The organism is Streptomyces sp. NPDC101110 (assembly GCF_044759525.1).
GTDB lineage: Bacteria > Actinomycetota > Actinomycetes > Streptomycetales > Streptomycetaceae > Streptomyces.
Genome location: NZ_JBIVZM010000001.1, coordinates 590,806 through 608,831 on the forward strand (window position 1 = coordinate 590,806; position 18,026 = coordinate 608,831).

Sequence of the window (18,026 nt, forward strand, 5' to 3'; positions counted from 1 at the left end):
GGGCCGAGGCCCCGGGGGCCACCGGCACCACCGGCCCCGCGATCGACATCCAGGTCAACGCCCTGCAGGCCATGTGCCGTCAGGTCTTCGGCTTCCGGCTGGCCATGATCGCGCTGGCGACGCCCACCGCCCTCGTCAACGCCAACGACGGCCTTCCCACCCGCCTCGTCGGCGCGGCCGTGGTCATCACCTTCATGACCTCCTACGTCCTCTTCAGGGACTGGGAACGCTTCGGCCCCCTCCTCCTGCGCCACCCCTCCCTCCTCGCCGTGGACACCCTCCTCGGCGCCCTGCTCCTCATCGCCGCAGGCCCCGACAGCACCCTCGCCTACGTCAGCGTCTGCACCCCCCTCCTGGCCGGCCTGGTCTACGGCTGGCGCGGCGCGGCCGTCTTCGCCTCCCTCCAGGCCCTCCTGCTGCTGCTCATCCACGCGGCACAGGAGAACCCGGCGCCCGGCATCACCGAGTCCGCACTCCTGCCCGGCCTGTGTGTCGTCGCCGGTGCCGTCGGCTCCAGCCTCCGCAACCTCATGCTCCGCTTCGGCGCCGCCACCCAGGCCCTCACCACCGTCCAGGCCCGTCTCGCCGTGACGGAGGCCGTCAGCGCCGAACGGGCCCGTCTGGCCCGCGAGATGCACGACTCGGTCGCGAAGACCCTGCACGGCGTGGCCCTGGCCGCCGACGGCCTGACCACCTCGGCGAACTCCGACCGCATGGACCCGGCCGTGGTGAGACAGCAGGCGGCACTGGTCGCCCGTTCGGCCCGCCGGGCCGCCGCGGAGTCCCGGGAACTCCTGGCCGACCTGCGCCGCGAGTCGGACCCCTCCCAAGCCACGGACGTCCTGGTCGAACTGGCGGCCCGTACCCGCGACTTCAGCGCCCGCACCGGCCTGACGGCGGTCTACCGCCCCACCGGCGCGCACGCCGTGCCCCCCGTCCCCCCGGCCGTGGCCCGCCAACTGCTGACCATCGCCTCGGAGGCCATGGAGAACGCCCACCGGCACGCCCATCCGACCCGAGTCGACGTCAGTGCGGGTGTCCACGGCGACCTGCTCCGCATCAGCGTCCACGACGACGGCCGCGGCCTCCCGCCCGGCACCACCCTCGTACAACTGCGCCGGGCCGGTCACTTCGGCCTGGTCGGCATGGTGGAGCGGGCCGCCTCGGTGGGCGCCCGCATCCGCATAGGCCGCGGCGGCCACTCCCAGGGCACGGAGGTCCGTCTGGAGCTCCCCCTGGCCGCCCTGACCACCCCCACCGCATGACCCAACGACCTGAGAGGAGGCCCCCGATGCCGGACCAGACGCCCCACCCCACCGGCGCCCCGCAGCCGCCACCGCCCCACCCGTTCGCCGACCTGCCGCTCCCGCGGCAGCCCGGCCCGGCCCGTCGCCTCCGCGTCGTCGTGGCGGACGACAACCCCGTGGTCCGCGCGGGTCTCACCGCACTGCTCTCCGGCCGCGCCGACATCGAGGTCGTGGCGGAGGCCGCCGACGGCCGCCAGGCCTACGAGGCAGCTCGTCAGCACCGCCCGGACGTCGTCCTCCTGGACGTCCGCATGCCCGGCGTGGACGGCATCTCGGCCCTGCCCTACCTCGTACAGATCGCGCCGGTGGTGATGCTGACCTACAGCAGGGAGTCGGAGATCGTCCAGGAGGCCCTGCGCCGGGGAGCGGGCGGCTACCTGGTCCACGGCGAGTTCACGGCCGACCAGCTGGTCGACGCCGTACGGGACATCAAGGAGGGCCGGGCCCACTTCACCCCCACGGCGGCGGGCGCCCTGCTGGCCCAGCTCCGCAGGGATCCGGCCCCGGCCCCGACGGGGCCCCTTCCGGACGGCCTGGGCCAGTCATCGAGTGCGACTGCATACGGAATTTCCACCTCCGCAAAACCGTATACGCAACCTCAACTAGGCATGCCAGCAGTACCTTTGCAGCCGTCCGCGGCCCCTCCCGTACCCATTTCTCCAGAAAACCTTTCGCAAGTGCAACCGCATGTGGGACAGTCTTCGTCTGAGTGGACGAGTGGCCGCCCGGCTGCTCCCGACAGGTCGCGGTTCCAACTGAGCACGAGGGAGGCGGAGATCATGGACCTCATCGCGTCCGGCATGAACAACCAGCAGATCGCCGCCACGTGCTTCATCAGTGAGAAGACCGTCAAGAACCACATCAACCGCATCTTCGCCAAGCTCCACAGCACCAGCCGCGCCGAGGCCGCAGCGAAGTGGATCGGCACGGCGCCGGATTCACACCGGGGACTGGGGTGACCTCCGATGACGCGATGGGGCAACAACCCGTTGGGCCCGAGCGATTGGGCCCGGAATTGGGCCCAGGGGCCCTCTGGCGGACAGGGCCTTGCGCCGTACGTTCCTCGTGTCGAAAGCGACACAGCCGAAACCGGAGGGGAACACCATGAGCGACCTGATGCTGAAGACCGCCGTCGCGACCAAGGTCCGTGTGAACGGCTGGAAGAACACGACGGTCGAGGCGATGCACCGCCGCACCGCCGACAAGGGCCAGACGGCGGTCGAGTACCTGGGCATCATCGCTGTGGTGGTGGCGATCGTGCTGGCGATCACGGGTACCAGCATCGGGACGACGATCCTCAACAAGATCACGACCTTGATCGACCGGGTCGGGAATTGACGCGACCTCGCAGGTACGGCGACGCAGGGCAGGCCTTCCCCATCTACATCACGGTGGTGGGGGGCCTGCTCTTTCTCGCGCTCGCGTACTTCGCGGTCGGCCAGGCCACGGTGAACCGGGGTGGCGCTCAGACGGCTGCTGACGCCGCGGCACTCGCAGCGGCCCAGGACGCCCGGGAGCAGCTCGCAGGCAAGTGGGTCGAGGCCGTTCTCGACCCCGACAAGTGGTGGGACATCTTCAACGGCGACGTACAGCTGGCAGGCGACCCGTGCTCACGCGCGCATCAGCTCGCGGATCGGAACGATGCCGATGTCCAGGGGTGCTCGGGCGCAGGAGTGCCCTTGGGTTACGAAGTGCTCGTGCAGACCCGTAAGCCCATGGGGGAGTCCATAGTCCCCGCCACGGCGCAGAAGAAGTCGCGTGCGACCGCCACGGCCGTCATCGAACCTCGCTGTGAGTTCAAGCCTCTCGCCGAGGATGCAGGGGATGACGTGCTCCCTCGCCTTACGTGCGACGGCAAGAACTGGGACCTGAAGCCGGACGATCTCACCGAGCTTCCGGAGCCTGAGGATCTTTTCGACGTCCACCTGGCCGACTGAGAAGCAAACGACGAGTGATGAAGGAAGCGGAGAGATGAGCATGCGGTTCACTGAGAGGGCCCGCAGGAGGATGGTCGCGTTGACCATGGCGGCCGGACTGGCCCTGGGCGCGGCCGGCTGCGGCGGTGGTAGTGGCGACGACAAGAAGCCGGATACCTCGGCCTCTTCCTCCAAGGACCGCGGCTCCGCACCCAGCGCTCAGGAGGGCAAGACCGAGGCGCCGCTGGCGGAACTCAAGGGCAAGGACGGGCTACTTCTTCAGATCATGTCGGCCCAGCGGGACACGGGCGGCTTCCTCACCGTGAACGGCCAGTTCAAGAACGACGGTTCAGGTTCCGTGACCATCCCTGCCGAACTGCGTGGTGATGAGACGGAGATCCTCAAGCACGGCACGTCACTAGGTGGCGCGACGCTCGTGGACTCCAAGGGAAAGAAGCGCTACTACGTACTGCGCGATACTGATGGACGGCCATTGACCACGACGGGTCTCACCACGATCCAGTCCGGGCAGACCATCCCTGTCTTCATCCAGTTCCCCACACCACCCGCGAGCGCGACCGACGTCACCCTCCAGGTCCCGACGTTCTCCAGCGGCACCATCAAGATCTCCGGGTGAGGCCGGTCATGAAATCCCGCACTCGAACCCGGACGGCGACTCCACGCCTCACTCTGGTCCTCACCGCCGCTTCCCTCATGGTCGCCACGAACATCTACGGCGCCCTCTCGGCGCACGCCGACGAAACCCCCGGCGTGCCCCCCGGCACCGAGGCCTCCGCTTCCGCCCCCGTCGAGGTCGACCCCAACGACCCCGACCTGAAGCTCCCCGAGGGCGCCACCCTCGCCGAACCCAAAGTCCTCGACATCAAGCAGGTCGTAGAAGACCAAAGCGGCGACGAACGACGCGAGGACACCAACGCCGACGTCAAGTTCGCCCTCCAGGCCGAGGTCCTCTTCGGCAAGGACAGCGCGAAGCTCGGTGCCCAGGCCAAGGCACGCATCTCCGCGATCGCCGAGGAGATCAAGACGCAGAACGCCACGAAGATCCGCGTCTTCGGCTTCACGGACAACCTCGGCTCCTCCGCTCACGGCGACGTCCTCTCCAGGAAACGAGCCGACGCCGTACAGAACGTCCTCGACCAGGAACTGACCGCCTCCAACGTCACCTACGAGGTCCGCGGCTACGGCGAGCAGTACCCCATCGCCGACAACTCCACGGAGACCGGCCGCAAGAAGAACCGCCGGGTAGAGGTCTCCTTCCCCCGCGAGGAGAGCTGAGCCGGGGAAAGTGGGCCCGGGGTTGGGGCCACGGGCCCATGCGTGAGTGATCGACGTTCCTTAGCCTCGGCTCGATGTCCGTCCTGAACGGCCGTATATCGAGCTGAGCTGAGGTCGCGCATGTCCCCTGCCGCTAACCGGATACCCCCGTTCGGGTCGGGGGGTGCACAGAACAGCCCGTCCTGGGAACGGCGTTCGCCGTTGCCGAGGGAGCTGGGCTGGGCGCAGGTACTGCTGTGGGCGCAGTTCGCGCTGACGGTGCTGTACGTGGTCACCGTGCTGTCGGTGGTGACGTACCACTCCGGGGAGATCTTCGGAATCCTGGCGTACGACTCACTGCCCAGCGTGGCCGGTGTCTATTTGGCCCGGCGCCTGTGGCGGGGCGGGGTGTGGACCAGCCGCGCACTCATCGCCGTACAGGCGTGGATCGTATGGCTGTCGTTCGGCACGCTGCTGCAGGGTGACCCGCGGGGCATCACGCAGGCGGCGATGCCGGTGGCGGTCATCGTGTTGTTGCGCCGGGCTCGCTCGCGTGAGTGGTTCGAGACCGCTCCCCAGGACAGGGAGGAGCGGCGGCCGTTCAGCCTGGAAAGAATGATCCGCTGGCGACGGGACGAGGGCCAGACCGCGGTGGAGTACGCGGGCCTCATCGCGGTGGTCGCGGCGATCATCCTGGCGCTCTCGGTGGGCGGCCTCGGCGGCCGCATCGCCGACGGCATCCAGTCGGCCGTCTGCTCCGTCACGGGCACGGCCTGCCCCGCCGCTCCGCAGGGCGACGGTACGGAGACGGGTGCGGCCGGGGAGAGCGATGGTGAGCGGCCCGACGGTTCGGCCACCGGCGCCGACGGCGGCAACGACACGGACCCGGACGGCGCCGCGAACGCGGACGGTGGTTCACGCGCGGATGGTGAGACGGGTGCCGAAGGCGACGACCCGGCCACCCCGGGTGATCCGGGTGGCCGGACGGACACGGGTGCCGGCCGCGGTACGGGCGGCGACGACAGCGGCGGCGGTCCGGCCTGGTCGACCCGGATCATCACCTACGACGGCGCGGGCTCGAACGACACGGTCCCCCTCGCTCCGGGCTCGTTCGAGGACAAGTCCCTCTGGGGCGACGTACATGACCAGGAACGCCACGACAGGACCTTCATGGACCATGTCCGGGGCTTCTTCGTGGCCCCGACCAAAAGCTTCCTGGCCGACACCATGGACGTCGTCAGCGACCCGGTCGGCTCGGTCAAGGACACCTGGAACGGCCTGAAGGGCTACACCACGGACTGGTGGGGTGGAAAGGCCGACGAACTGGGCGAGGAGTGGGACAAGGGGAACTACCTCTCCTCCGTATGGGGCTGGGTCAATTCGCCCGAGGACTTCGTGTCCGACCTGGCGACCGACACGCTCGTCGACAAGGAGAACTGGGAGAAGGGCAACTACGGGGCCTCCATCGGCAACACGGTGGTCAACGTCGTCGGCATCTTCAGCCCGAAGACCATCACGAAGTTCACCAAGTTCAAGAAGCTGGCCGATGTCGGTGAAGCCCTCGACAAGGCGACGGACGCGGCGGACAAGGCCCGCAAGGCCGCCGAGGCGGGCGATGCCGACGGCGCTCGGAAGGCGGCGAAGGATGCCGACGAGGCCGCGGACGCGGCCGAGGACAAGGCCCGAGAGTCGGGCTGCACCATCGCTGCGCCGGCTCGCCGGATCCCGTACGGCGGCAACCCGCCCGGGATCACCACCGGCCTCCTCACCGGCTCCTCCGGCGCAGGCACCACGGTCCTCGCCGCCGGCCCGTCCGACTCCCCGTACGTCATCCTCGCCGAGGGTGGCTGCGACGAGGAGGCCAAGGAGGGGGCCCAGGATGCCCGGGAAAAGGCGGACGAGGCGGGCAGGGTCGCGGACGGGGCCGAGTTGGCGGACCGCCAGGAGGCCGCCAGGAAGACACTTGAGGACGAGGGCGTCCCGCACGCACCGCGGAAGATCGACGAGTTCGTTCAGCGGGCAAAGGACGACCCGGACCCGGACAAGAAGGAGATCGGCAAGGAGGAGGCCGCCCGGGCGCTGGACGAGATCTCCAAACTGGCCGGGACGAAGAGCATCTCCAAGGAGGCACGTTCGTCGCTGACCAGCAAGGTCACGAACGCCAAGAACACAGACGAACTCAGCCAGGCACGTGCCGAGCTCAACGCTGTCCAGCGGGCCGCAGACAACGACGCAGCACCCGGCACGACCGTGCACACTGCTGTCGGCAAGGACTTCGGTAAGGAGAACGTCGACCTCGGCAACGGCGAAACGGTGAACATCTCCGAGATCAACGACGCCGATGTTCTCTACCGGGGCAAGGACAGCAAGGTTCACGCCGTGGAGGTCAAGAACACGGGTAATGCCACCATCAAGGCCGACTTCGAACGGCAGGTCGAAGATCTGGCCGCATGGGCGGGGAAGGGCGGCCCGGGCAGGGCCACTCGAGTCGAGATCGAGACCACCGAGAAATGGACCAATATCTTCAGCGGCTACAAGAGCGGAAAGCGGGACGGCGTCAAGTACAAGCCCGAAGGGACACCGGCCGGAACAATGGCGAAGAACGGGGTGCCCGTACGGATCGCGGGGACGGACATTTCCCCGAGTCAGCTCAAGCGGATGGAGGCGGAGATCCAGGCCCGGAAGCAGACTGGGACGATGGATTGGTCCAGGATGAAGGATCCGAAGGAAGCGATGGATTACCTGGGTATCTCATGACGTCAGCGTCTCGGGAAGCTGCAGGGGCACGGACGGAGAGCGACTTGTGGACACTTACCTGCTGCCCGCCGCCATGCGCGAGCTGCCACCGCCTTGGCACGATCTGACATACCGCAGGTCTCAAGCTCTGGAGGCACTTGCCCCCAGGGGGGAGACACTCGAGCAGGCACGGCAGGTGCTGCGCGCGTGCCTGCCCGACCGACGGCAGAGTGTGCACGACTGGGACGAGGAACTACGGGACTTCTACGACGACCGCGACGACCACATCCTGGACGAGGCGGACGCCTGGCTGACCGGAATCATGCCGACCACGTCCCAGGTCACCCGGGAGCGGGTGGCGCAGGTGGTCGGGGTGTGGGCTGACATGGGGATCCCCACGGTGCCTGAGCCGCCGACCGAAGAGTGGATCGACAGGACGGCGGCGGAATGGGCCGCCTCGGTGCGGCAGGCGCTGGCGCACGACGCCTTTGCTTTCCTCGAGCGCGCGACGACCGCCGGATCGCTGGACCACGAGGAGCGTCACGACGTCGCGCTGCTCGCGGCCGCGTTCGTGCGGGTTGGCATGGCGGTCGAGGCAGCGGTGCGCCTGCTCGTCTCGCTCGGTCGTCCGCGCGGCGAACAGGCCCTGCGGGAGCTCGTGACCGCCGACGAGGTCCGGGACTTCCGCCCGTATGTGCGTTCCCGGCTTCTCGGGATGCGCCGTCCGGTGTACGACGCGCGTGCCCAGGAGGCGACCCGCGACGAGGAGCCGTTGCTGCCCGCAGGGCTGCAGGATCTCCCGTGTTCTTGGCAGGACGACTTCGGCTGGGGCGACACCGAGCCGGATTCCCGGAGCCTCGCCCAGGCGCGTTCAGCACTGGAGGCGTGTCTGACTGTCGAGCGGGTGTCGGACGACGCGCGGATGTGCGCTGATGCTCCGGCGGACCGCAATGCCGTCGCTGAGGTGGTGCGCGCTCTGATGCCCTACCCACGGCTGGTCACGCGCGAGCGCATGAACGAGGCGTGGCGCGAGTGCGAGTCGCTGGGGTTCGAACTTCGAGGCATCGACGCCGCGTGCTTCGCCAAGGTCTGGTGCGAGAGGATCGCTGACCGGGTCACCGCAGCCGTCTTCCGCTGGCTCGCCGACCTCCCCCAAGGCACAGGAGCTGTGGGCGACAAGGAACCGGCGGTTCCTTCGGCAGCGGCCCTCTGGGCTGCGGAACTCGCCGAGCGGTGCGCCCGGCACGGCAGCGCGGTACAGGAGGCCATCTGGTTCCTCCACCGCACGGACGACGTGCCGGGTAGCCGAGAAGCCCTGGCGCGACTGGCCCACGACCCGAGCCTGCCGACCACGACGAGGGATACCGTGCAGCAATGGGCGCCATAGCCGCCTCCCCGTCGTACGCCTTCCGCGGTCAGTCACGGGGGAAGTGACCATCCGTTCGCCGCCGGTACGACGATCTCCACCCGCACCCCTGCGCGCATCCCCCACTCACCCATCTCCCCGGCCATCGCCTCGACCACATGGCGGGCCCGCAGGCGAGGCATCCCCAGCCGCCCCGGACGCATGGTGCGGACGGTGATGACGCGCAGGCTGCGATCGAGATAGGCGACATCGATGGGCATGCGCATGCGGAAGGTGTGCACGCTGTTGGCGGGGGAGAGCAGGAGCGCCCCGTCGAGGGCGTCCCGCCCCAACAGTCCCTTGGTCCGCGCCCGGTAGGAGGTGGCGACCTCCAGCGGGACCCGCACGGGCGGCTCTCCGTCACCTCCGTGCACGACCAGTTCCCCACGCCCGTCCCGCCAACGCCGGCCCATCCGGACCCCCTCCGACCGTGCCACCCGTCCGTGGCTCCACGGCCCCGAACGTATCCGGATCCGACAGCCCCTCACATGGGCCCACGGGCCCAACGGGGGCAGGCTCTTTGCTGGTTCCTGACTGAAACGCCCTGCGCGGGAGCACCGTTGGCACTGCCCTTGAGCGCGTTACGCAACCGTTACTGCTCACGGACGACGACGAACCGCCGATTCCTCCCCATACAACCCGGCAGTTGACAACCTTCACCCTGGTGCGGCCGCACCCCGCTGTATAGCTTTGGTTCGCTCAAGAGAAGCCTCGCCACCTCCCGGGAGCCGAACGTGACCCGCCGCCCCACCCTCCTCGCAGCGCTCACGCTGACCGCCGCTGCGGCCCTGACGCTGTCCGCGTGCGGGAGCGATGACAGCTCCAAGAACAAGGACAACGACAAGATCGCGGGAGCGGATACGGGAGGGAAGGCGTCTCCCTCGACCGCCCCGAGCGAGCCGGACACGACCGGCCGCCCGAAGATCGAACTGCCGTCGGACCTCTCCTACACGTTCGACTGGCCCAAGACCGGAGACAAGGACAAGGACGCGGTCCTGGCCGACGGAGAGCAGTCCATCAAGGCCGTCGACCTGGCGATCGTCAACCAGAACGCCCTCGACAAGCCGTACCTCTACTACTACGAGGGCGAAGCAGCAGCCAGTACGCAGAAGTTCATCCAGAACTACGTCGACCACAAGGCGGCCATCACTGGCGCGTACCGCTTCTACGCTCCGCAGGTGGCGGTCGACAAGGACGGCTCGGCGTCCCTCAGCTACTGCGAGGACCAGGGCAAGGCGTACGTGAAGGACCTCAAGACCGACAAGCCCAGGAAGACCGAGGTCACGGCGAAGAGTTACGTCATCTACCACACGTCGCTCAAGAAGAACGACAAGGGCGTCTGGGTGATCCAGAAGATGGTCTCGCAGAGTGGGAGCTCCAAGTGCCAGCCGTGAGACAGCCGTTGGAGAAGCTCACCGCCGTGGTCCTGGCCGGCGCCTGCTGGTCGCTCCTGGCCCTTCCAGGAGTGGCCACCGCGGACGACACCTTGGGCGGTGACACACAGGGCACCCGTCAGGAGGCCAACGCGGGCGGGGACGGCACCGTCTCCGTCACCGTCGGTGGCGTCGTCTTCGACCGTTCGAAGAACGGCAGCGGCAAGTCCGCCGGTGCGCTCAGGGCGGCGACGTCCTGGACCCCGCCCCCCTGCTGGTACGCCCCGAAGTACACCCCGGACCAGTTGAAGAAGTACCTGGAGCCGACCTGGGAGGCCGGTTCGACGGGCTACGAGTGGGATGCCGCGCAGCGGGACCGCTACGTCAACGGGCACCCCTACAAGGACTTCAACAAGGACAAGACCGGCAAGGGCTACTTCTGGGACTCCTTCGTCAACAAGGACTTCCCCCCGGGCTGGGACTCCTGCGAGGAACCCATCTTCTGGGTGGACCAGGGCGATCCCCCGCCCGCGAACATCAAGAACGCCGTCACTCCGAAGGTGCTCGCCGAACTCGCCTACGCCGAGATCCGCGTGCCCGGCACCGAGGTGACGCTCGCCCCCGCCGCCCAGACCAAGGTCAACCTCCCGACCTGGGCCTGGCTGGACGCCGCCGACTTCAAGCCGGTGTCCGTCACCGCGTCCGTACCCGTGATCGGCGTCACCGCGACAGCGACCGCGACACCCCAGTCGCTCCGCATCGAGCCGGGCACGAAGGACGCCGTCACCTATCCGGCCTCCGGAGTCTGCGACATCGGCGACGGCCGCATCGGCGAGCCCTACGCCAAGGGCAAGGCGAACCGCACGCCCCCCTGTGGAGTGAGGTACCTCCGCTCCTCGGGCGACGGCACGTACCCCCTCCAGGCCACCGTCACCTGGAAGATCACCTGGACCGGCAGCGGCGGCGCAAGCGGTGACCTCCCGGACGGCTCCTTCGGTGCCACCCAGGACGTGGTCGTACAGGAGATCCAGGCCGTCAACCGCTGATCCGGGCCACGGCCCCCGACCGATGAGCGGCCACCCGCGCGGGTGGCCGCTCCGCCGTTCACGAACGGACGGGTCGTCTCCCTCCGGCCCGCTGACGAAGGTGTTGCCCGGCCTCATAAATGTGTTGCCCGGCGCTTTCGACCGCGGGTAGGAAACCCTCATGACCCCCACGGCCCGTAAGGCCCCCGAGACCCCCACGACTTCCCTGGGCGCAGTCTTCCGCCCCCAGTTGCCCCCTGAGCGACTCCGTTCCGTATGCGAGGCCGCGGAGAGAGCCGGGCTCAATGAGCTGTGGCTGTGGGAGGACTGCTTCAGGGAAGGCGGGATGACGACCGCCGCGGCCGCTCTCGCGTGGACCGAGCGTGTCCGGGTGGGGGTCGGGCTGTTGCCCGTGCCCTTGCGGAACGTCGCCATCACCGCCATGGAAGCCGCATCCCTGCACCGGATGTTCCCGGGGCGGGCGATCCTCGGTGTGGGGCACGGCGTGCAGGACTGGATGGGGCAGGTCGGCGCCCGCGTGGAGTCGCCCCTCAGCCTGCTGCGCGAGCATCTCCTCGCCCTCCGGGCCCTGTTGAGCGGGGAGCGCGTCACCGTCGACGGCCGGTACGTCAAGCTGGACGACGTCGCCCTCGACTGGCCGCCGCTCACCCCGAAGACCGGTGTGCTGGCCGGTGCCACCGGGCCGCGGTCGCTGCGGCTCAGCGGAGAGGCCGCCGACGGCACCATCCTCACCGCCGCCACCAACGCCGCGGGCGTCCGCCGAGCACGGCAGCTCGTCGAGGAGGGGCGCGCTGCGGCCGGGCGCGAGGCCGGGCCTCACCCCTTCGTCGTCTATCTGCTCACCGCCACCGGGCAGGACGCCGACGCCCGCCTGCGCGCGGAACTCGACGCCGAAGGGCTCGCAGCCGTTCCGGACCTCGGGGTCGCCGGAGATGCCGGGGCCGTCGCCGAGGCCGTCGAGCGGCTGGTCGAGGCCGGCGCCGACAGCGTCGTACTGCAGCCGACGGCGGACGAACCCGATCCGGAGGGTTTCGTGCGGTTCGCGGCCGAGGACGTCCGCCCCCTCGTCCCCTGAATCCCCACGTCCCCTGAATCCCCACGTCCCCCGCAAATCCCTACGTCCCCTGCAATCCTCACGTCCGTCGAAGCCCACTCGTCTCCTGGTATCCAGTAGCGGCCGGGCGAGGGGTGCGACCTGCCCGCACCAAGCTGGTCCGATGAGGGGCCAGGTGCCGGCACCGCGCCTGCCGGCACAACCGTGGTCGTGAGGGCCCGGGTGCCGGCAAGAAAACAGTGGGCGTCCCCGCTCGTCCGATGCCACCATCTCCCCATGGCACAACCCCTGGAACCGCAACCGCACCCCCCACGCCCCACCGCCTACGAAGACCTGGTCGCCGAAGGCGCCTCCGTTCCCACGGAAGGCTGGGACTTCTCCTGGTTCGAGGGGCGGGCGACGGAGGAACGCCCCTCCTGGGGGTACGCCGTGTCCATGGCCGAGCGGCTGGGCCGGGCGAGTGCGGTGCTCGACGTGCAGACCGGGGGAGGAGAGGTGCTGGACTTCGCCCTCGCCAGAGCCGCGGGCGGGGACAGCGGTGAGCCGGCCGGGGCGGCCGCCTCCCCCACCACCGAAGCCCCCGTCCCGAAGCCACCCCTCCTCACCATCGCCACCGAGGGCTGGCCGCCCAACGTCGCCAAGGCCACCGCCCTGCTCCGTCCGCGCGGCGTCGGGGTCGTCGCCGCCGCCGAGGACGCCCCGCTGCCCTTCGCCGACGGTGCCTTCGACCTGGTCGTCAGCCGCCATCCCGTCCGCCCCCAGTGGGACGAGATCGCCCGCGTCCTCCGGCCCGGCGGGACGTACTTCGCCCAGCATGTCGGCCCGAGCAGCGTCTTCGAACTCGTCGAGTACTTCCTCGGGCCCCAGCCGGACGATGTGCGCAGCGCCCGCCACCCCGACCGTGAGCGCGCCGACGCGGAAGCCGCCGGGCTGGAGGTCGTCGGCCTGCGGGCGGAGCGTCTGCGCATGGAGTTCCACGACATCGGCGCCGTCGTGCACTTCCTGCGCAAGGTGGTCTGGATGGTCCCCGGCTTCACCGTCGAGGCGTACGAGCCGCGGCTCCGGGACCTGCACGAGCGCATCCAGGCCGAGGGGCCCTTCGTGGCCCACAGCGCCCGCCACCTCTTCGACGTACGCAAGCCCGGCTGAGCACGCACCCACACGAGCCGGGCGGCGCGTCACGCGTGCGGACCCACCGTCACCTCTCCCACCACCAGCTCGGGCGTCGCCTCCAGCACCTCGCCCACCCGCTCCACCTGCTCGCCCAGCTCCCGGTGCTGCCGCGCGGTCAGCCGCACCAGCGGTTCGACCGTCACGGTCGTACGACGGCCCCGGCGCCGTTGGTGCCACACCCCCGCCACCACACCGTCGACGAGCAGCACCGGGTAGTTGCCCGCCTGGCCGCCGCCGAGGGCGCGCCGGTACGCCTTTCCGGGGAAGAGCCGCTCGCGGGGCTGCCCCGCGATGACGTACGCGTCGAAGTAGGGGAGCAGCCGTACACCGCGTGCCGGTCCGGACGAGAAGTCGGTGTCACCCGCCGCGACCCACGCCGGTGTCCCCTCGAAGTCGATCTCCTCGATACGGCCGTCGGCGGCCAGCTCGCCGAACAGGGCCGTCGCCCAGCCGGTGGGCGCCGCCAGCCAGCGCGCGAAATGCCGCGGCGTCGCCGGACCGTACGCATACAGAAAGCGCTGGACGAAAACAGCGGGCAGGCCCCCCGCCCGCACCGCGGAGCCCGCCCCACCGCCAGGCAGCGCCGGCCGCGTGTACGTCACCTTGCGACCGCGGTTCGGGCCGAAGCACAGCGTGCCCGCCCAGCCGGCCCGGTGCATCACCTGTCGCCAGCGCGGCCACAGGTCCTGGAACGCCGGCATCACACGGTCGCCGGCCCACGGTCCGGTGCGGGCGACGACCTCCTCGGACAGTTCGTCGACGGTCAGGCATCTGCCGTCGAGCGCCTCTCCGATCGCCGTGACGACCTGGTCGGTCTGCTCCTCGGTGAGCCGTACACCAGGGGGGAGCGGGCTCGGTCCACTGGGCACCGCGGTCAGCGCCGCCGAGAAAAGGGGCAGTTCACTGGCCGGGAGGAGATGGACCGTGCCGCGTGGGCCGTACGTCTTGACCAGGGACCGGTCGTCCCAGAGCGCGGCCCTTACGTCAGCCCGCGTCACCCCGTCCGTCCGCATCCCGACCGACAGCTCCGCCGCGGAGAGCACCTGCGCGTGCGCGCCCAGCATCGCGTCGACCACCTCGGCGACCGGCGTGCCGGCCGCCGCCGGCCTGGCCAGGAGCTGCCGCTCCGCCCTGCGTGCGCTCGCCGCGTCCCACGTGATCTTCAGGGTCGTCGTCATGAGGCGAGGCTAGAACGCAATGAGGACAGAAACAGTCCTAAATGCCGCCCTGGCTGTCAGGCCCGGCGCCCGCCCGGCCGTGAGGCCCGCCGCTCGCTCCTTTCACACACCGCACTTCCGCATCATCCGACGAGGGTTTTCACATCGTTATCGCCGGCGGCTCGCTTCTGAGCGGCCGCTCACATAGATTCGAGGCGGGGAACTTCGCGTAAGCAAAGCTGCGCGGGCGGTGCCGCGCAGTGGAGGGGACTGCGCGGTGCCTGGGGGTCCGACGTCGAGCCGTACGGCGGCGATACCGGTCGGCAAAGCATCCGTGCACAGGCGGTCCGGACTGCCGCAACCCGCGTCCGGCGGTGGTTCCGGGTCAAGTGGGCGTTCACAACCGGTTCACCCATCGGGGGGATGTCGGGACAAGTCGCCCGAGCGGGCCCCAAGGTGCGGCAAATCCTCCGACCTCCGGCCCCCGGACGTCTGATTCCCCAGCGTATGCGCCTTGTTCCGGCCAGAAGCCGGTCCTGAGCGAGGGGCTCCGCGGGCATCGCCGCGTCGCCGTGTGGCTCCGGAGAGTAGTTGTGGCACGCCGATGCGCGCGCCATCACTCACGAAGGGTTATGGTGGAAACCCCCCCTCGGGCCGGTCCGTCTCCCCCCCACGGACCGGCCCGTTTTTCATGGTCCGCCGGGCGGCTCGAACCACCGGCCGGAACCGTTCGTTCCGCCCCCGTTGGAGGCCCAGGGCCCCGGCGAGGGTAGGCTTCGCCTCCGGGGACTGCCACACGGGCGGGGACCGCCCGCGGCCACGACCGGGCCGCACGCCGCGGCCTGTCCGATCCGTACGGAGGGGCTGACAATCACGTGAACCTGCGCGACAAGCTGCGCGGCCTGCTGGTCAGGCTGTACGCACGCCGGGTGGAAGGTCACCTGGACCACGCTCAGGTGCCCAAGCACATCGGCGTCATCATGGACGGCAACCGGCGCTGGGCGAAGGCCGCCGGTTCCAGCACCGTCGACGGCCACCGGGCCGGTGCCGGGAAGATCGAGGAGTTCCTCGGCTGGTGCACCGAGACCGACGTCGAGGTCGTCACCCTCTGGCTCCTGTCCACGGACAACTTCGACCGCCCGCAGGAGGAACTCGTCCCCCTGCTCGGCATCATCGAGGACGTCGTCCGCACCCTGGCCGCCGACGGCCGCTGGCGCGTGCACCACGTCGGCACGCCCGACCTGCTGCCCTCGGGGCTGCAGACCATCCTCAAGGAAGCCGAGGAGACCACCGCGCACGTCGACGGCATAGTGGTCAACGTCGCCATCGGCTACGGCGGCCGCCAGGAGATCGCCGACGCCGTACGGTCCATGCTGCTCGACGCCCAGGACAAGGGCACCTCGATGGAGGCCCTCGCGGAGGCCGTCGACACCGACATGATCGGGCGTCACCTCTACACGAGCGACCAGCCGGACCCCGACCTGGTCATCCGCACCAGCGGCGAGCAGCGGCTGTCCGGTTTCATGCTCTGGCAGACCGCCCACTCGGAGTACTACTTCTGTGACGTGTTCTGGCCGGCGTTCCGCAAGGTGGACTTCCTGCGGGCCATGCGCGACTACGCCGCCCGCCACCGGCGCTACGGCGGCTGACGTACCCGCCGCGGGGCGCCCGGATACGGGACGTCCCACGTCACACCACCTCCCGGTGCCCGGTCGAGGGTGCGCGGTAACGCCGAGTTCACCGGCCCGCCGTCATATGCCGTGGCATGGCTACGCTCGTTCGAGGGCATAACCCAGACAGGTCGACGCCCGAACCACGGGTGTCGGATCTCAGCGGACGGCACGGGGCCGTCCGCCCGGGAGGCCCTTTGCACCAGCCCGATCGTGCGGTCACAGCACGGACGAAGAGGCGGAGGGCCGGTTCTCGGCCCGCGCAGGGCGGCCGACGACCGGTCCAGCTCCATACCGTCGCTCCCCGACCTCATCCGAGGGGGTACGTCCTTCCGTGGTGACCAGCACAAAGCGCCACAAGCCCGACCGGCGCACCTATGTTCTCGACACCAGCGTCCTGCTGGCCGACCCGAACGCCCTGAACCGCTTCGACGAGCACGAGGTCGTGCTCCCCATCGTCGTGGTCACGGAGCTGGAGGCCAAGCGGCACCATCCCGAGCTCGGCTACTTCGCCCGGCAGGCCCTCCGCCTGCTCGACGAGTTGCGGGTCCGGCACGGTCGCCTCGACGCCCCCATCCCCACGGGGGACCTGGGCGGGACCGTCCGTGTCGAGCTCAATCACTCGGACCCCAGCGTGCTGCCCAGCGGCTACCGCCTGGGGGACAACGACTCCCGCATCCTCGCGGTCGCCCGCAACCTGCAGGCCGAGGGACTCGACGTCACCGTCGTGTCGAAGGACCTCCCGCTCAGGATCAAGGCGTCCTCCGTCGGACTCCTCGCCGAGGAGTACCGCGCGGAACTCGCCATCACGGACTCCTCCGGCTGGACCGGAATGTCCGAACTGACCCTGCCGGGCGAGCAGGTGGACATCCTCTTCGAGGAAGGGCACGTCCACGTCCCCGAGGCCGCCGAACTCCCGGTGCACACGGGCCTGACCATCCAGTCGGAGCGCGGCAAGGCGCTCGGGCGGGTCACCCCCGAGGGCAACATCCGGGTCGTGCGCGGGGACCGGGAGGCGTTCGGCATCAAGGGCCGCAGCGCCGAGCAGCGGATCGCGCTCGACCTGCTGCTCGACCCGGACGTCGGGATCGTGTCCATGGGCGGCCGGGCCGGCACCGGCAAGTCGGCGCTGGCGCTGTGCGCCGGTCTGGAGGCGGTGCTGGAGCGCCGTCAGCACCAGAAGGTGATGGTCTTCCGTCCGCTGTACGCGGTGGGCGGGCAGGAGCTGGGCTATCTGCCGGGCTCCGAGGCCGAGAAGATGAGCCCCTGGGCGCAGGCCGTGTTCGACACGCTGTCGGCGGTCACGTCCCGGGAGGTCATCGAGGAGGTCACCGCGCGCGGGATGCTGGAGGTCCTGCCGCTCACCCACATCCGCGGACGCTCGCTGCACGACGCGTTCGTGATCGTGGACGAGGCCCAGTCGCTGGAGCGGAACGTTCTTCTGACCGTTCTCTCCCGGATCGGGGCCAATTCACGGGTGGTTCTCACCCATGACGTGGCCCAGCGGGACAACCTCAGGGTCGGCCGGTACGACGGTGTCGTCGCCGTCGTCGAGAAGCTGAAGGGGCATCCGCTCTTCGCCCATGTGACCCTGACGCGGTCCGAGAGGTCCCAGATCGCCGCCCTTGTGACCGAAATGCTCGAAGACGGGCAGATCTGACCGCCCAGCAGTAAGTAATGGCGGTTATGCGATAGTTGGCGCCGTCCGGAAAAGGCCAAGAGCCTAGCCGGGCGGCGCCTTCGCGTGTGGCCGTTCCGTGGAATTTCCTGCGTCAAACGGGATGTGAGCTTTCACACGCAACTCGGAATTGCCTTGCCCCGTCGTGTTACGGCAGAGTCTCACTCCTGTCAGGCCCCGCATACGACACAGCTGTACCCCCAGCGGTACGGCACCACAAAAGCAACAGCACCAAC

16 protein-coding genes are annotated in these 18,026 nt (G+C 69.6%); 14 read left to right on the forward strand and 2 right to left on the reverse strand.

Going from position 1 to position 18,026, the window contains the following annotated elements; all coding sequences use genetic code 11:
- Window positions 1-71 precede the first annotated feature (71 nt).
- The 8 genes from ACIQU3_RS02785 to ACIQU3_RS02820 all read left to right on the forward strand — a co-directional run bounded on the left by ACIQU3_RS02785 (window position 72) and on the right by ACIQU3_RS02820 (window position 8,621).
- The gene (locus ACIQU3_RS02785; RefSeq protein ID WP_403923222.1) at window positions 72-1,265 is read left to right on the forward strand and encodes a sensor histidine kinase; all 1,194 of its coding nucleotides are present in this window, start codon (window positions 72-74) and stop codon (window positions 1,263-1,265) included.
- Window positions 1,266-1,291: 26 nt separating this feature from the next.
- Complete coding sequence (locus tag ACIQU3_RS02790; RefSeq protein WP_403923122.1) at window positions 1,292-2,266, forward strand: response regulator; 975 nt, start codon at window positions 1,292-1,294, stop codon at window positions 2,264-2,266.
- Between the two features lie 145 nt (window positions 2,267-2,411).
- Entirely contained in the window at window positions 2,412-2,645 is a 234-nt protein-coding gene (locus tag ACIQU3_RS02795; protein ID WP_403923123.1) for a Flp family type IVb pilin, read from the forward strand.
- Window positions 2,642-3,244 (forward strand): pilus assembly protein TadG-related protein, encoded by a 603-nt coding sequence (locus ACIQU3_RS02800; protein WP_403923125.1) that lies wholly within the window; start codon window positions 2,642-2,644, stop codon window positions 3,242-3,244. The genes ACIQU3_RS02795 and ACIQU3_RS02800 overlap by 4 nt, the downstream gene beginning before the upstream one ends.
- 34 nt (window positions 3,245-3,278) lie before the next feature.
- Window positions 3,279-3,860, forward strand: a complete 582-nt coding sequence (locus tag ACIQU3_RS02805) for a hypothetical protein (protein ID WP_403923127.1) — start codon at window positions 3,279-3,281, stop codon at window positions 3,858-3,860.
- An 8-nt stretch (window positions 3,861-3,868) separates the two neighbouring features.
- Entirely contained in the window at window positions 3,869-4,519 is a 651-nt protein-coding gene (locus ACIQU3_RS02810; RefSeq protein ID WP_403923129.1) for an OmpA family protein, read from the forward strand.
- 201 nt (window positions 4,520-4,720) lie between these two features.
- The gene (locus ACIQU3_RS02815) at window positions 4,721-7,255 is read left to right on the forward strand and encodes a hypothetical protein (RefSeq protein ID WP_403923131.1); all 2,535 of its coding nucleotides are present in this window, start codon (window positions 4,721-4,723) and stop codon (window positions 7,253-7,255) included.
- Between the two features lie 46 nt (window positions 7,256-7,301).
- Window positions 7,302-8,621, forward strand: coding sequence for a hypothetical protein (locus ACIQU3_RS02820; RefSeq protein ID WP_403923133.1), 1,320 nt, complete (start codon window positions 7,302-7,304; stop codon window positions 8,619-8,621).
- Window positions 8,622-8,653: 32 nt separating this feature from the next.
- On the opposite strand, the gene ACIQU3_RS02825 is transcribed toward ACIQU3_RS02820, so the two are convergent.
- Window positions 8,654-9,052 (reverse strand): DUF192 domain-containing protein, encoded by a 399-nt coding sequence (locus ACIQU3_RS02825; protein WP_403923135.1) that lies wholly within the window; start codon window positions 9,050-9,052, stop codon window positions 8,654-8,656.
- A 321-nt stretch (window positions 9,053-9,373) separates the two neighbouring features.
- Here ACIQU3_RS02825 and ACIQU3_RS02830 point away from each other — a divergent pair, with 321 nt between their 5' ends.
- The 4 genes from ACIQU3_RS02830 (at window position 9,374) to ACIQU3_RS02845 (ending at window position 13,261) form a co-directional block, all read left to right on the forward strand.
- Window positions 9,374-10,033, forward strand: a complete 660-nt coding sequence (locus tag ACIQU3_RS02830) for a hypothetical protein (protein ID WP_403725139.1) — start codon at window positions 9,374-9,376, stop codon at window positions 10,031-10,033.
- A 71-nt stretch (window positions 10,034-10,104) separates the two neighbouring features.
- Window positions 10,105-11,058, forward strand: a complete 954-nt coding sequence (locus ACIQU3_RS02835; RefSeq protein ID WP_403725633.1) for a hypothetical protein — start codon at window positions 10,105-10,107, stop codon at window positions 11,056-11,058.
- 160 nt (window positions 11,059-11,218) lie between these two features.
- Window positions 11,219-12,133, forward strand: coding sequence for an LLM class flavin-dependent oxidoreductase (locus ACIQU3_RS02840; RefSeq protein WP_403923137.1), 915 nt, complete (start codon window positions 11,219-11,221; stop codon window positions 12,131-12,133).
- Window positions 12,134-12,388: 255 nt separating this feature from the next.
- Window positions 12,389-13,261, forward strand: coding sequence for a methyltransferase domain-containing protein (locus ACIQU3_RS02845; RefSeq protein WP_403725142.1), 873 nt, complete (start codon window positions 12,389-12,391; stop codon window positions 13,259-13,261).
- Window positions 13,262-13,290: 29 nt separating this feature from the next.
- Here ACIQU3_RS02845 and ACIQU3_RS02850 read toward each other — a convergent pair whose 3' ends face one another.
- On the reverse strand, window positions 13,291-14,463 hold the full coding sequence (locus ACIQU3_RS02850; protein ID WP_403725147.1) for a winged helix DNA-binding domain-containing protein: 1,173 nt from the start codon (window positions 14,461-14,463) through the stop codon (window positions 13,291-13,293).
- Between the two features lie 854 nt (window positions 14,464-15,317).
- Between ACIQU3_RS02850 and ACIQU3_RS02855 the strand changes: the two genes are divergently transcribed.
- On the forward strand, window positions 15,318-16,091 hold the full coding sequence (locus ACIQU3_RS02855) for an isoprenyl transferase (protein ID WP_403725149.1): 774 nt from the start codon (window positions 15,318-15,320) through the stop codon (window positions 16,089-16,091).
- 355 nt (window positions 16,092-16,446) lie between these two features.
- Window positions 16,447-17,772 (forward strand): PhoH family protein, encoded by a 1,326-nt coding sequence (locus ACIQU3_RS02860; protein WP_403725151.1) that lies wholly within the window; start codon window positions 16,447-16,449, stop codon window positions 17,770-17,772.
- Window positions 17,773-18,026 lie beyond the last annotated feature (254 nt).